We start from the raw sequence: 13,437 nt of genomic DNA on the forward strand, positions 1-13,437 counted from the left end.
CAGGGGAGGGGAGTCCGCCCGGCGGCCCGGCCCGGGGCCTCGCCCGGAGAGCGGCCAGGGGTGCGGGGGTTACCTCCCCTGCCGTCAGGGCCGCGGGGGAAGGCGGCGCTGTTCACCGCGGTGTGCGTCGCCCTGTCCGCCACCTGCCACGTCCTGCTCTCCCACACCCCGCTGCCGCCCGCGACGCTCGCCGCGGTGTGCGCCGGGATCTTCGCCGCGGCCTACGGGCACGCCGGCCGGGAACACGGCTACGGACGGACCGTCGCGCTGCTGGTCCCCCTGGAACTGGCCGCCGACACCGTCTTCACCACCGGGCAGTACGCCTGCTACGGCCCGGGCGCCGGCCCGCTGCACGCGGTCGGGGCCGACCTGCTGTGCCGGGGCGCCGCGGGCGGCACCGGCCCGGCGGGACCGACCGCCCTCCGCCACGGCCTGCCCGCGGCACAGCCGGCCACCGCCTGGCTGCTGCTCGCCGCGCACCTCGCCGTCGGCCTGCTCGCGGCCGGCTGGCTGCACCGCGGCGAGGCCGCGCTCGGCGCCCTCCTGCGGGCGGCCGGCACGGGAGCCGCCCGGCCACTGCGGTTCGCGGCCGCGGTGGTCCGCGCCGCCGTCGCCTCCCACCACCACCGCCACCCGCAGCGCCCACCGGCGCCGCCGAGGCCGCTCCCCCGCCGCACGCACTACGTACGCCGTCGCGGCCCTCCGTTCCCGGCCGCCGTCTGACACCCGCACCGCCCTCAGCCAGCGCCGCACCGAAGGATCGGACACCCCCCATGAGCAACCGGAACACCCAGGAGAACAAGCAGGCCGCCCGTGAGCGGATCCGCGCCCAGCGCGAGACGGAGAAGAAGAAGGAGCGGCTGCGCCGTCAACTCATCGTGGCGGTCTCGGTCGTCGGTGTCCTGGCGGTCGCCGGCGGCATCGGCTTCGCCGTGCTGAAGGCGAACGAGCCGACCGGCTGGGAGGCCGCCAAGGAGGCCAAGTTGGTCACCCCGGCGCACACCCAGGGCAAGAACGGCACCGAGATCCTGATCGGCGACAAGAGCGCCAAGGACACCCTGGAGGTCTTCGAGGACGTCCGCTGCCCGGCGTGCGCGGCGTTCGAGCAGAGCACCGGCGAGGAACTGCTCAAGGACATCCACGACGGCCGATTCAAGGTCCGCTTCACCATGTACTCGTTCATCGACGACATGCAGGGCGGCGAGGGCTCCAAGAACGCCCTGAGCGCACTGGGCGCGGCGCTGAACATCAGCCCCGAGGCGTTCTTGAAGTACAAGTCGGCGCTGTACTCGACCACCTACCACCCCGACGAGCGCGAGGACCTCTACGCCAAGGACGCCGAGCTGCTGAAGGTGGCCGCCGACGTGCCGGAGCTGAAGGGCAACAAGGCGTTCGAGAAGCAGGTCAAGGGCGGCACCTACGACCGCTGGGCGATGGAGATGACCGCGCTGTTCGGCCGCAAGGGCGTGCGCGGCACCCCGACCTTCATGCACGGCGACAAGAAGCTGGCGATGGCGGAGATCCCGCAGCAGCAGATGACGCAAGAGCAGTACAACCAGCTCGCGCGGGCCAACTTCCGCAAGATGATCGACAAGGAGTTCGGCCCGGCGAAGGGCGGGGACACGGGCAAGGGCGGGGACGCCGGCAAGGGCGGCGGCGAGGGCATCGCCAAGGGCGAGAAGGACCCGACCAAGGGCAACTGACCGCCGCCGCACGCCCGTTGACGGGCCCGGGCGGGCGTTGCCGGATCTCCCGGAATCCGCCCGCCCCGGCCCGCCCGGCCGCGGTTCAGTCCCGCGCGGGCAGCTCCGCCAGGAACCCCAGCGCCACCTTCCAGGCCCGCTCCGCCGCCTCCCCGTCGTAGTCCGGCAGGTCGGGGTCGGTGAAGAGGTGGCCGGCGCCGGCGTAGCGGAACACCTCGACGTCCGCGCCGGCCCGACGCATCCGCAGGTACCAGGCGTTCAGCCAGTCGTGCGGCTCGAACGGGTCGGGGTCGGCGACGTGCAGCTGCACCGGCAGGTCATCGGCGCTGGCACCGTCGGCGATGTCGGAGGTGCCGTGCATCAGCAGCAGCCCGCGGGCCTTCTCGTCGCCGAGGGCGAGGTTCTGCGCAACCGCGCCGCCGAAGGAGAACCCGGCGTAGACCAGTCCGCGGTCGGAGTACGGGGCGACCGCCGCGACGGCGCGCCGGAGCAGTTCCTCCTTGCCGATCTCCTCCTTGATCACGATGCCGTCGGCGACCGAGTCCGCGGTCCGCTCGCCGAACAGGTCCGGGACGATCACCTCGTGTCCCGCGGCCCGCAGCCGGTCCGCGTCGGCATGCACCGCGGGCCGCAGCCCGCACACCGAATGGAACAGCACGATGGTGGAGGAACCGCTGGTCGCGGGCTCGACGGAGGCGGGCACAGACATCACTTCCCTGGGGTTGGATCGCTCTCCCCCCATCGTGCCAGCTACGGTCGTCGGGTCCGGCAGGAGCACACCGCATCGAGGAGGAGTCCCGTGTCCCTGGAGGCCGTGCTGCGCCCGATCGTCGTCATCGGGGGCTCGATCGTGGTCACGATCGTCGTGGTCTGGTTGATCGACCGGACCCTGCTGCGGATCGACACCCGGCACCCGGAGACCCCGCTGTGGGGGCTGCTGCGGCGCTGCCGCATACCGCTCCGACTGATGCTCGCCGCGGCCCTGTTGCTGGGGTCCTACGACCAGACCCGGATCCCGGTCGTGGTGCACCACGCACTGGGCATCGGCCAGACCCTGACGCTGGTGCTGATAGCCGCCACCGCCTGGCTGCTGGTGCGGGCCGCGGCGGCGATCGTGGAGTCGTCGTACACGCGCTACGCGGCGAGCGCCCGGGACGCGGCGCGGGTGCGACGGGTGCGGACCCAGGTGACGCTGATCCAGCGGGTGGTCACCGCGGTGGTGATCGTGGTCGCGGCGGCCTCGATGCTGCTGACGTTCCCGCAGATGCGGGCGGTGGGCACGTCCGTACTGGCCTCGGCCGGCCTGGTGGGCATCGTCGCCGGTATCGCCGCCCAGTCCACCCTGGGCAACCTCTTCGCCGGGCTCCAGATCGCGTTCGGCGACATGGTGCGCATCGGGGACACCGTGGTCGTCGACGGCCAGTGGGGCACGGTCGAGGAGATCACCCTGACGTTCCTGAGCGTGCGGACCTGGGACGAGCGCCGGATCACCATGCCGGTGTCGTACTTCACCAGCAAGCCGTTCGAGAACTGGTCGCGCGGCGGCGCCCAGATGACCGGCGCGGTCTTCTTCCACCTGGACCACTCCGCCCCGATGGAGAAGATGCGGCAGCACCTGCACGAGCTGCTCCAGGAGTCCCCGGAGTGGGACGGCCGGTCCTGGAGCCTGGTGGTCACCGACACCACCCCGTCCACCATCGTGGTCCGCGCCCTGGTCACCGCCCGGGACGCGGACGCCGTGTGGACGGTGCGCTGCCAGGTCCGCGAGCGGATGATCGAGTGGCTGCGGACCGAACACGCCTATGCGCTGCCGCGGATCGCCACCGCGCCCGCCCCGGTCACCGAGGAGACGCTGCGCGCGGACCCGCCCGGCCCGCCCGGCCCGGCGGACACCGCAGGCGGCACCGGGGAGCGCTGACCGACCGTCGGCCCGTACGCCCCGCCCCGGGCCACCGCTCCTACGGAGTGGCCCGCAGACTGCGCACGTCCAGGTGGCGCAGCACCCGGTCGACGATCTCCGGGTCGGCACCCGGCTCGCTGCGTGCCGCCAGCACCTCGTGCCGGGCGGCCGAGAGCATCTCGTTCTGGATCCGCTGGACCTTCTTCAGCCGGGAGATCCGCTTCTCGAACAGCTCGCGCCGCTCGTCGTCGACGATGTCCGGCGCGATCCGGGCCCCGATGTCGTACGCCCGGCGGGCCAGTTGGTCGGCGACCTCGTCGGACACCTCCTCGACCTCCAGGACCTCCTTGAGCCGCCGCTTGGACGCCTTGATCACCCGCAGCGCCAGCTCCCGCTCCAGCGCGTCCGCGGCGTCGGTGTCGGCCCGCACCCGCAGCTTGCGCACCAGCCAGGGCAGCGTCAGCCCTTGGATGATCAGGGTGGAGAGCACCACCGCGAAGGCGATGAAGAGGATCTCGTCGCGGGCCGGGAAGGGCCCCCCGTCCACTCCGAAGGGGATGGCCAGCGCCAGCGCCACCGAGGCCACCCCGCGCATCCCCGACCACCACATGATGACGGTCTCGCGCCAGCTCATCGGGATGTCCTCGTCGACGTCCCGGCGCTTGTGCATCCGCTTGGCGAGCCAGGCGGCGGGCAGCAACCACACCAGGCGCACCGCGACGACCACGCCGACCACGGCGGCGCCGGCGCCGAGCATCTCGCCCCAGCGGCCGGACGCGGCGCCGATGATGTTGTGCAGCTCCAGGCCGATCAGCCCGAAGGCGACGCCGGTGACGAGGGTGTCGACCACTTCCCAGAAGGTGTAGCCGGCCAGCCGGCCCAGCACGTCGTCCGCGTCGACCGCGTACTCGGCCAGGAACAGCCCGCAGGTCAGCACCGCGAGCACGCCCGATCCCTTGAACTCCTCGGCCAGGACGTAGGCCACGAACGGCACCAGCAGCGTCAGCCCGATCTGGAGCGTCGGGTCGCCCAGCCGCCCCATCAGCTGGTTCGCGACCCAGCCGAGCACCAGGCCGACCGCTATGGCGACGACGGCGGAGAGCACCAGCGAGCCCACCGCGCCGGGCACCGAGAAGGTGCCGCTGAGCACCGCGGCCAGCGCGACGTGGTAGAGCACGATCGCGGTGACGTCGTTGAACAACCCCTCGCCCTCCAGGATGGAGACCATGCGGCGGGGCAGTCCGAGCTTGCCGGCCACCGCGGTGGCGGCGACTGGGTCGGGCGGGGCGACCAGTGCGCCCAGTACCACCGCGGCAGCCAGCGGCATCCCGGGCACCACCGCCTGGGCGACCGCCGCGACCGCCGCCGTGGTGGCGAACACCAGCAGCACGGCGAGCAGGAAGATCGGCCGGAGGTTGGCGGTGAACTGCCGCCAGGAGGTGCGCTGGACCGCCGCGTAGAGCAACGGCGGCAGCACGATCGGCAGGATGTACTCCGGCGGTACCTGGACGTTGGGCACGAACGGCACCAGCGCCAACACCGCACCGGCGAGCGTCATCAGCACCGGCGAGGGCAGGCCCAGCCGGTCGCCGAGCGGAACCATCACCACCGCTCCGAGGAGCAGGACGAACAGCAGGGCCAACTGATCCACGGTGATTACGCTCCGGGACGGTCGATTTCGATCACTTTCCGCCCCAAGCCTGCCACGAAGTGATCAGATGCCCGCTTTTGCCGACTGAGTCGTTCGCAGGTGTTCGCAGCCGTTCGCGCCGACGACGTCAGTAGCTCTCTTCCCGGACGGTGTCCAGCGCGTGCTGGAGGTCCGCCGGGTACGTGCTCTCGAACTCGACCCAGCGCCCGTCCGAGGGGTGCTCGAAGCCCAGCCGCACCGCGTGCAGCCACTGCCGGGCGATGCCCAGCCGCTTGGCGAGGGTGGGGTCCGCTCCGTAGGTCAGATCGCCGACGCAGGGATGCCGGTGCGCGGACATGTGCACCCGGATCTGGTGCGTCCGCCCGGTCTCCAGCTTGATGTCCAGCAGGCTGGCGGCCCGGAACGCCTCGATCAGGTCGTAGTGGGTGACCGACGGCTTGCCGTCGGCGGTGACCGCCCACTTGTAGTCGTGGTTGGGATGCCGCCCGATGGGGGCGTCGATGGTGCCGCTCATCGGGTCCGGGTGGCCCTGCACCAGCGCGTGGTAGCGCTTGTCCGGCACCCGCTCCTTGAACTGCCGCTTCAGCGAGGTGTACGCCCGCTCCGACTTGGCGACCGCCATCAGCCCGGAGGTGCCCACGTCGAGGCGGTGCACGATGCCCTGCCGCTCGGCGGCCCCGGACGTGGAGATCCGATAGCCGGCCGCGGCCAGGCCACCGATGACCGTGGTGCCGCTCCAGCCGGGGCTGGGGTGCGCGGCGACCCCCACGGGCTTGCTGATCACCACGACGTCCTCGTCGTCGTGCACGATCTCCATGCCCTCGACGGGCTCGGCGACGATCTCCACCGGCGCGGCGGCCGCCGGCATCTCGACCTCAAGCCAGGCACCCCCGCGCACCCGCTCGGACTTCATCACCTCCGAGCCGTCGACCCGGACCTTGCCGGCCGAGGCGAGCTCGGCCGCCTTCGTCCGGGAGAAGCCGAACATGCGGGCCAGCGCAGCGTCCACGCGCTCGCCTTCCAGGCCGTCCGGTACGGGCAGGGTGCGGATCTCGGGAAGCGTGCTCACCCCACGAGTATGGCAGTCCCGCGGTACTGCCCCGCCCGGCGGTGGGCGCCGACCCCCGGGACCGCTACGAGACCCGGGTCCGGACCGTCAGTCCTTGTGGACCGTGCCGTCCGGGTCCAGCCCCCGGAAGGAGAGCAGCACGATCAGTACGCCACCGCAGACGATCGCGGAGTCGGCGAGGTTGAAGACCGCGAAGTGGGCGGGGGCGATGAAGTCCACCACCGCGCCCTGGAAGACGCCCGGCGAGCGGAAGATCCGGTCCGTGAGGTTGCCGAACGCACCACCCAGCAGCAGGCCCAACGCGATCGCCCAGGGCAGGCTGTAGAGCTTGCGGGCGATCCGGGCGATCACCACGATCACCACCGCGGCGATGATGGTCAGGAAGACCGTCAGCGCCTCACCGAACCCGAAGGCGGCCCCGCGGTTACGGATCACGCTGAACTGCAACAGCGTCCCGATCACCTCGACCGGCGCGTGGTGCTCCAGCTTGGCGACCACCGCGAGCTTGCTGCCCAGATCGAGCAGGTAGACGACCGCGGCCACCAGTAGCAGCGCGGCGATCCGCCGCTTGCCACGCGCGGTGGGCCGCTCGCCCTCCGCCGGCCGTCCCCCTTCGGATCCCGCCGCGGGTTCCGACCCGGAACCCGGCTCGGATTCCGGCGTACCGGTGATGCGTTCCGCCTCTGCCACGTGTGCGTCCCTCAGCCCGTCGATTCATCCGCCAGGCCCAGCCCGGCTGACCACGAGAGTACGGCACCCACCTACGGCAGCGGGCTGGACGGTACCGGCCCGCAACGTGCCGCCACGGGCGCCGATCGGGTCAGCGCCGCTCCTGCTTCTGCTTGCACTCCACACAGAGCGTCGCCCGCGGGAACGCCTGCATCCGCGCCTTGCCGATCGGCCTGCCGCAGTTCTCGCAGAGGCCGTACGTACCGGCGTCCAGCCGGCCGAGGGCGCGCTCGGTCTGGTGCAGCATCTCGCGGGCGTTGGAGGCCAGCGCCAGCTCGTGTTCGCGGGTGATGTTCTTGGTGCCGGTGTCGGCCTCGTCGTCGCCCGCGCCGTCCCCCGAGTCCCGCATCAGCCCGGCGATGGCGTCCTCGGCGGACACGATCTCGGCCCGCAGCCGGCCCACCTCCGCCATCAGGTCGGACCGCGCCTCGGTGACCTCCTCCGGCGTCCAGGGGTCCTCGCCGGGCCGTACCGCGAGTTCACCGGGGATCGCGGCCGTACGGGCCGAGGGAACCGCGGAGTCCGCATCGTGCGGGGCCGACGCGGCCGCCGTCTTCTTCGCCATCACCGACTGTGCTCCCGTCTTCTGCGCCTCCGACGCGGCCGCCCCGACCGCCTTCGTCGCCGGCGCCTTCCCGGTCGTCGTCCTACTGGCCGCCGCCTTCTTGGCAGCCGTCTTCCTCGGGGCCGCCTTCTTGGCCGCGGCCTTGGCGGGGGCCGCCTTCTTGGCAACCGTCTTCTTCGCGGCCGCCCGCTTCGGCGCGGCCTTCTTGGGAGCCGCCGGGTGCCCGGCCGTCTCCTCGTGGGTGGAGTGCTGCGCGACGTCCTGGTCAGCGGGCCCGGTGGACGTCGTGGTCTTCTCCGCGGCGGTCTTCTTCGCCACCATGGCCGCGACCCCTTCACATATGTGATCTTGTTCGCGAATCGTGACGGGAACGATAAATCGCTGCACGGCACGCGGCAACGGGACGCACCGCCCGGCCACCCCCGCCGCCGGGGCCGTACGTCCGGTCTGCCTCGGTTGTGCCCCGCTGTGAGCGCGGTAATCCGCCCGGAATGACCAGGTCTGGGGGTCACGCCATTCGGGTCACCCGCCGGGCGGCGGCCGGCGCCCCCGTTGCCCGGTCCCCTCGCCCCGGCGCCGGCGCCCGAAATCCGGTCGGCCGCCGTCGGCGCGGCCCTTTACACTGGGCGAAGCGAAAGGCATTGATGGGACGAGTAGCGTCATACGCAGCCTGCAGCGACCCGGGGACGGTGCGAGCCCGGGGGCGTGCATGACGTGAAGATCAGCCCGGAGCCGCCGGAAGAAAGCTCTAGACAGTGGGCTCCACCCACGGGCCGCGGGTCCACGGGGCGATTAGAACCGGCAGCGCGATCCCAATGAGGGGACGGTGCGGTCAGCGCCGTCAAGGAGGGTGGTACCGCGGGAGCCAGCGCTCTCGTCCCTCCGGTCGGAGTACGCACCCAGGTGTCCGCCGGAGGAACCGATGAGTCCCACACCCCAGTACCGCCCGGTACCAGCCCAGGTAGACCTGCCCGCCCTTGAGCACGCGGTGCTCGACTTCTGGCAGGAGCGGAAGGTCTTCGCCCGCACCCTCCAGCAGTCCGAGGGCCGCCCCGAGTGGGTCTTCTACGAGGGTCCCCCGACGGCCAACGGCATGCCCGGCGCCCACCACATCGAGGCCCGCGTCTTCAAGGACGTCTTCCCCCGGTTCCGCACGATGCAGGGCTACCACGTCGACCGCAAGGCCGGCTGGGACTGCCACGGCCTCCCGGTCGAGCTGGCCGTGGAGAAGGAGCTGGGCTTCAACGGCAAGAAGGACATCGAGGCGTACGGCATCGCCGAGTTCAACGCCAAGTGCCGCGAGTCGGTGACCCGGCACACCGACGCCTTCGCCGAGCTGACCACGCGGATGGGCTACTGGACCGACCTGGACGCCCCGTACCGCACCATGGACCCCGACTACATCGAGTCGGTGTGGTGGTCGCTGAAGGAGATCTTCACCAAGGGCCTGCTGGTCCAGGACCACCGCGTCGCCCCCTGGTGCCCGCGCTGCGGCACCGGCCTGTCGGACCACGAGCTGGCGCAGGGCTACGAGACGATCGTCGACCCCTCGGTCTTCGTCCGCCTCCCGCTGACCTCCGGCCCGCTGGCCGGCCGGGCCGCCCTCCTGGTCTGGACGACCACCCCCTGGACCCTGGTCTCGAACACCGCCGTCGCCGCCCACCCCGACGTCACCTACGTCGTCGCCACCGACGGCACCGAGCAGCTGATCGTCGCCGAGCCACTGCTGGAGAAGGCGCTGGGCGAAGGCTGGACGGCCACCGGCGAGTCCTTCACCGGCCGCGAGATGGAGCGCTGGGCCTACGAGCGCCCCTTCCAGCTCGTGGACCTCGACGGCGCCAACTTCGTCGTCAACGCCGAGTACGTCACCACCGACGACGGCACCGGCCTGGTCCACCAGGCCCCCGCGTTCGGTGAGGACGACCTCAAGACCTGCCGCGCGTACGGCCTCCCGGTGGTCAATCCGGTCCGCCCGGACGGCACCTTCGAGGAGCACCTGCCGCTCGTCGGCGGCCAGTTCTTCAAGAAGGCCGACGAGGCGCTGGTCGCCGACCTCGACGCCCGCGGCCTGCTCTTCCGCCACCTCGCCTACGAGCACAGCTACCCGCACTGCTGGCGCTGCCACACCGCGCTGCTCTACTACGCCCAGCCGTCCTGGTACATCCGCACCACCGCGGTCAAGGACGCCCTGCTGCGGGAGAACGAGAACACCAACTGGTTCCCGGAGTCGGTCAAGCACGGCCGGTTCGGCGACTGGCTGAGCAACAACATCGACTGGGCGCTGTCCCGCAACCGCTACTGGGGCACCCCGCTGCCCATCTGGCGCTGCGAGGAGGGCCACCTCACCTGCGTCGGCTCGCTCACCGAGCTGTCCGAGCTGACCGGCGCCGACCAGTCCGGCCTGGACCCGCACCGCCCGTTCATCGACGAGATCACCTTCGGCTGCACCCACGAGGGCTGCGCACTCACCGCCACCCGCGTCCCCGAGGTGATCGACGCCTGGTACGACTCGGGCTCGATGCCGTTCGCGCAGTGGGGCTACCCGTACCGCAACAAGGAGCTCTTCGAGAAGCGCTTCCCGGCGCAGTTCATCTCCGAGGCCATCGACCAGACCCGCGGCTGGTTCTACACCCTCATGGCCGTCGGCACCCTGGTCTTCGACAAGTCCGCGTACGAGAACGTGGTCTGCCTCGGCCACATCCTCGCCGAGGACGGCCGGAAGATGTCCAAGCACCTGGGCAATATCCTCCAGCCGATCCCGCTCATGGACCAGCACGGCGCCGACGCGGTCCGCTGGTTCATGGCCGCCGGCGGCTCGCCGTGGTCGGCCCGTCGGGTCGGTCACAGCACCATCCAGGAAGTCGTCCGCAAGACGCTGCTGACGTACTGGAACACCGTCGCCTTCCAGGCGCTGTACGCCCGCACCGCCAACTGGGCGCCGTCCGCGGCCGATCCGGCCCCCGCCGACCGCCCGCTGCTGGACCGCTGGCTGCTCGGCGAGGTCAACACCCTGGTCGAGGAGGTCACCGGCGCCCTGGAGGGCTTCGACACCCAGCGCGCCGGCAAGCTGCTCTCCGCTTTCGTCGACGACCTCTCCAACTGGTACGTCCGCCGCTCCCGCCGCCGCTTCTGGCAGGGCGACCCGGCCGCACTGCGCACCCTCCACGAGGTCATCGAGACGGTGACGCGCCTGATGGCCCCGCTCACCCCGTTCATCACCGAGCGGGTCTGGCAGGACCTGGTCGTCCCGGTCGCCCCGGACGCCCCGGACTCCGTCCACCTCTCCACCTGGCCGGTCGCCGACCGCGAACTGATCGACCCGGCGCTCTCCGCGCAGATGCAGTTGGTGCGCCGACTGGTCGAGCTGGGCCGCGCCACCCGCGCCGAGTCCGGAGTGAAGACCCGCCAGCCGCTGTCCCGCGCGCTGGTCGGCGCCCACGGCTTCGCGGACCTCTCCGAGGACCTGCGCACCCAGATCGCCGAGGAGTTGAACGTCAGCTCGCTGGCCTCGCTCTCCGAGGTGGGCGGCTCCCTGGTCGACACCACCGCCAAGGCCAACTTCCGCGCCCTGGGCAAACGGTTCGGCAAGGGCGTCCAGGCGGTCGCCAAGGCCGTCGCCGCCGCGGACGCCGCCGCCCTCTCGCTCGCACTGCGCAACGGCACGGCCAGCGTCGAGGTGGACGGCGAGACCGTCGCCCTCTCCCCCGAAGAGGTCATCATCACCGAAACCCCGCGCGAGGGCTGGTCGGTGGCCTCCGACGCGGGCGCGACGGTCGCCCTCGACCTGGAGATCACTCCGGAGCTGCGCCGCGCCGGACTGGCCCGCGACGCGATCCGGCTGATCCAGGAGGCCCGCAAGAACAGCGGCTTGGACGTCGCCGACCGGATCGCGCTGCGCTGGACGGCCACCGACGACGAGCTGCGGACGGCACTGACCGACCACGCCGCGCTGATCTCCGACGAGGTGCTGGCCACCGACTTCGCCGCCGGCGAGCCGGACGGTTCCTACGGCCCGGCCTTCACCGACGAGGCACTGTCCCTGACCTTCCACCTCCGCAAGGCGTAACGGAGCACGGAAGCACGGCAAGCATGACCGGGCCCCACGGCCCGCACCGCAGGCCCCGGCGCACTCCGCGCCGGGGCCTGCGCTCTTGTCCGCCCCCACGCACCACCAACCGCGCCCCCACAGGGACGACGGCACGGACGACACCACGAACAGGGCCGGGCCCCGAGGGAATTCCCTCGGGGCCCGGCCCTGATTGCCGACTCTGTACGCCGTACCGGCGTCAGCCGTCCGTCAGTTGTCGTCCTCGTCGATGAGGAAGCCACGCATCGGCGACGGCGTCTGCTGCATCGGCGACGGACCCTGCGGCCGCACCGGTGCCATCGGCTGGGTCATCGCCGGCGACATCTGCTGCTGACCGCCGTAGGACGGACCACCGCTGGACGGGCTGCTCATGGAGTGGTTGCCGCCCATCGACTGGCCGCCACCCATGGTGTGGTTACCGCCCATGGTGCCCGCACCGGCCGACGCCATCGACGGCGACGGCGGCAGCGAGGCGGCCGCCGGGGTCCGCGGCGGGGCCAGCGATTCGTCGGACTGGTTCTCCAGCTGACGCAGCTGGCTCTCCAGGTACGACTTCAGACGGGTGCGGTACTCGCGCTCGAAGCCCCGCAGGTCCTCGACCTTGCGCTCCAGCGTCGCGCGGGCCGACTCCAGCGAGCCCATCGCCACGCGGTGCTTCTCCTGCGCGTCCCGCTCCAGCGCGTCGGCCTTGGCGCGGGCGTCCCGCTCCAGGCCCTCGGCACGGCTGCGCGCCTCGCCGACGATCTTGTTGGCCTCGGAACGGGCCTCCGCGATCGCCTGGTCGGCGGTCTGCTGCGCCAGCGACAGCACGCGCGCCGCGCTGTCACCGCCGGGGCCGCCCTGCTGCTGGGCCGGCTGCGGCAGTTGCTGTGCGGGGCCGCCGAGCGGACCACCCATGGGGCCGCCCTGGCCCATCGGGCCGGGACCGTGCGAGCCGGGTCCGTGCGGACCAGGGCCGTGCGGGCCCTGCGGACCGTGGCCACCGGGACCGGGGGGCAGCTGCGGTGCACCACCGGGCAGTTGGGGCGGGCCACCCATCCCCTGCTGCTGCGGCGGAACCGGCTGCGGACCGGATATGGCGGCGGGCACCGGAGCCCCCGGCCGCTGCTGCTGCTCCTGCTGCTGGTCGGGCCCCTTGCGCAGCCCCTGCTGCTGGTTCTGCGCGGCGGCACGAGTGGCGGCGGCCAGCTTGGCGCGCAGGTCCTCGTTCTCCCGCAGCAGGCGGGTCAGTTCGCCCTCGACCTCGTCGAGGAAGGCATCGACCTCGTCCTCGTCATAGCCTTCTCGGAGACGGACGGTCGTGAACTGCTTGTTCCGCACGTCCTCGGGGGTCAACGGCATCTCTACTTCACCTCAACGTAGTCGTCGGCAATCGGCAAGACCGTATCGTTCACACCAACAACACCGACCTCACGACGGTGATCAGGATGTAGACGATGATCATCAATACGAAGAAGGACAGGTCGAGCGCCACGCCCCCGAGACGCAGCGGCGGGATGACCCGCCGCAGAAGCTTGAGCGGTGGATCGGTGACAGTGTAGGTGGCCTCAAGAATCACCACCATCGCCTTGCCGGGTTGCCATGAACGGGCGAACTGGAAGACATAGTCCATCACCAGCCGGAAGATCAGCACGATCAGGAAGCAGTACAGCGCGATATAGATCACCTGACCAGCGACACTCATCTCGCGCGTCCCTCTCCCCTTGTTCCTGTGCTGACCTTATGGCCTTGGT

Annotated in this window: 11 protein-coding genes; 4 read left to right on the top strand and 7 right to left on the bottom strand. The window is 71.5% G+C overall.

Going from position 1 to position 13,437, the window contains the following annotated elements; genetic code table 11:
- The first annotated feature begins 60 nt into the window (after nucleotides 1-60).
- Nucleotides 61-723 carry a hypothetical protein gene (locus ACO0M4_RS37990; RefSeq protein ID WP_430375701.1) on the top strand — a complete coding sequence of 221 codons (663 nt, stop codon included), beginning with the start codon at nucleotides 61-63 and terminating at the stop codon, nucleotides 721-723.
- 50 nt (nucleotides 724-773) lie between these two features.
- Nucleotides 774-1,703 carry a thioredoxin domain-containing protein gene (locus ACO0M4_RS37995; protein ID WP_430375702.1) on the top strand — a complete coding sequence of 310 codons (930 nt, stop codon included), beginning with the start codon at nucleotides 774-776 and terminating at the stop codon, nucleotides 1,701-1,703.
- A gap of 85 nt (nucleotides 1,704-1,788) precedes the next feature.
- Here ACO0M4_RS37995 and ACO0M4_RS38000 read toward each other — a convergent pair whose 3' ends face one another.
- Entirely contained in the window at nucleotides 1,789-2,412 is a 624-nt protein-coding gene (locus ACO0M4_RS38000; protein ID WP_430375703.1) for a dienelactone hydrolase family protein, read from the bottom strand.
- Between the two features lie 96 nt (nucleotides 2,413-2,508).
- Between ACO0M4_RS38000 and ACO0M4_RS38005 the strand changes: the two genes are divergently transcribed.
- Entirely contained in the window at nucleotides 2,509-3,621 is a 1,113-nt protein-coding gene (locus ACO0M4_RS38005; RefSeq protein WP_430376052.1) for a mechanosensitive ion channel family protein, read from the top strand.
- Nucleotides 3,622-3,661: 40 nt separating this feature from the next.
- On the opposite strand, the gene ACO0M4_RS38010 is transcribed toward ACO0M4_RS38005, so the two are convergent.
- The 4 genes from ACO0M4_RS38010 to ACO0M4_RS38025 form a co-directional block, all read right to left on the bottom strand.
- Nucleotides 3,662-5,254: a Na+/H+ antiporter gene (locus ACO0M4_RS38010; protein ID WP_430375704.1), complete on the bottom strand. Its 1,593-nt coding sequence runs from the start codon at nucleotides 5,252-5,254 to the stop codon at nucleotides 3,662-3,664.
- Nucleotides 5,255-5,381: 127 nt separating this feature from the next.
- On the bottom strand, nucleotides 5,382-6,323 hold the full coding sequence (locus ACO0M4_RS38015; RefSeq protein WP_430375705.1) for an RluA family pseudouridine synthase: 942 nt from the start codon (nucleotides 6,321-6,323) through the stop codon (nucleotides 5,382-5,384).
- An 87-nt stretch (nucleotides 6,324-6,410) separates the two neighbouring features.
- A complete protein-coding gene (gene lspA / locus ACO0M4_RS38020; RefSeq protein ID WP_430375706.1) occupies nucleotides 6,411-7,013 on the bottom strand; it encodes a signal peptidase II in 603 nt (200 codons plus the stop codon).
- 130 nt (nucleotides 7,014-7,143) lie between these two features.
- The gene (locus tag ACO0M4_RS38025) at nucleotides 7,144-7,938 is read right to left on the bottom strand and encodes a TraR/DksA family transcriptional regulator (RefSeq protein ID WP_430375707.1); all 795 of its coding nucleotides are present in this window, start codon (nucleotides 7,936-7,938) and stop codon (nucleotides 7,144-7,146) included.
- Nucleotides 7,939-8,539: 601 nt separating this feature from the next.
- On the opposite strand from ACO0M4_RS38025, the gene ileS reads away from it, so the two are divergent.
- A complete protein-coding gene (gene ileS / locus ACO0M4_RS38030; protein ID WP_430375708.1) occupies nucleotides 8,540-11,683 on the top strand; it encodes an isoleucine--tRNA ligase in 3,144 nt (1,047 codons plus the stop codon).
- A gap of 231 nt (nucleotides 11,684-11,914) precedes the next feature.
- Here ileS and ACO0M4_RS38035 read toward each other — a convergent pair whose 3' ends face one another.
- Together ACO0M4_RS38035 and ACO0M4_RS38040 are read right to left on the bottom strand one after the other, a co-directional pair.
- Nucleotides 11,915-13,045: a DivIVA domain-containing protein gene (locus ACO0M4_RS38035; RefSeq protein WP_430375709.1), complete on the bottom strand. Its 1,131-nt coding sequence runs from the start codon at nucleotides 13,043-13,045 to the stop codon at nucleotides 11,915-11,917.
- A gap of 49 nt (nucleotides 13,046-13,094) precedes the next feature.
- The gene (locus ACO0M4_RS38040; RefSeq protein ID WP_189298284.1) at nucleotides 13,095-13,388 is read right to left on the bottom strand and encodes a YggT family protein; all 294 of its coding nucleotides are present in this window, start codon (nucleotides 13,386-13,388) and stop codon (nucleotides 13,095-13,097) included.
- Nucleotides 13,389-13,437: the final 49 nt, after the last annotated feature.

Source organism: Streptomyces sp. RGM 3693 (genome assembly GCF_050471125.1).
Taxonomy (GTDB): Bacteria; Actinomycetota; Actinomycetes; order Streptomycetales; family Streptomycetaceae; genus Streptomyces.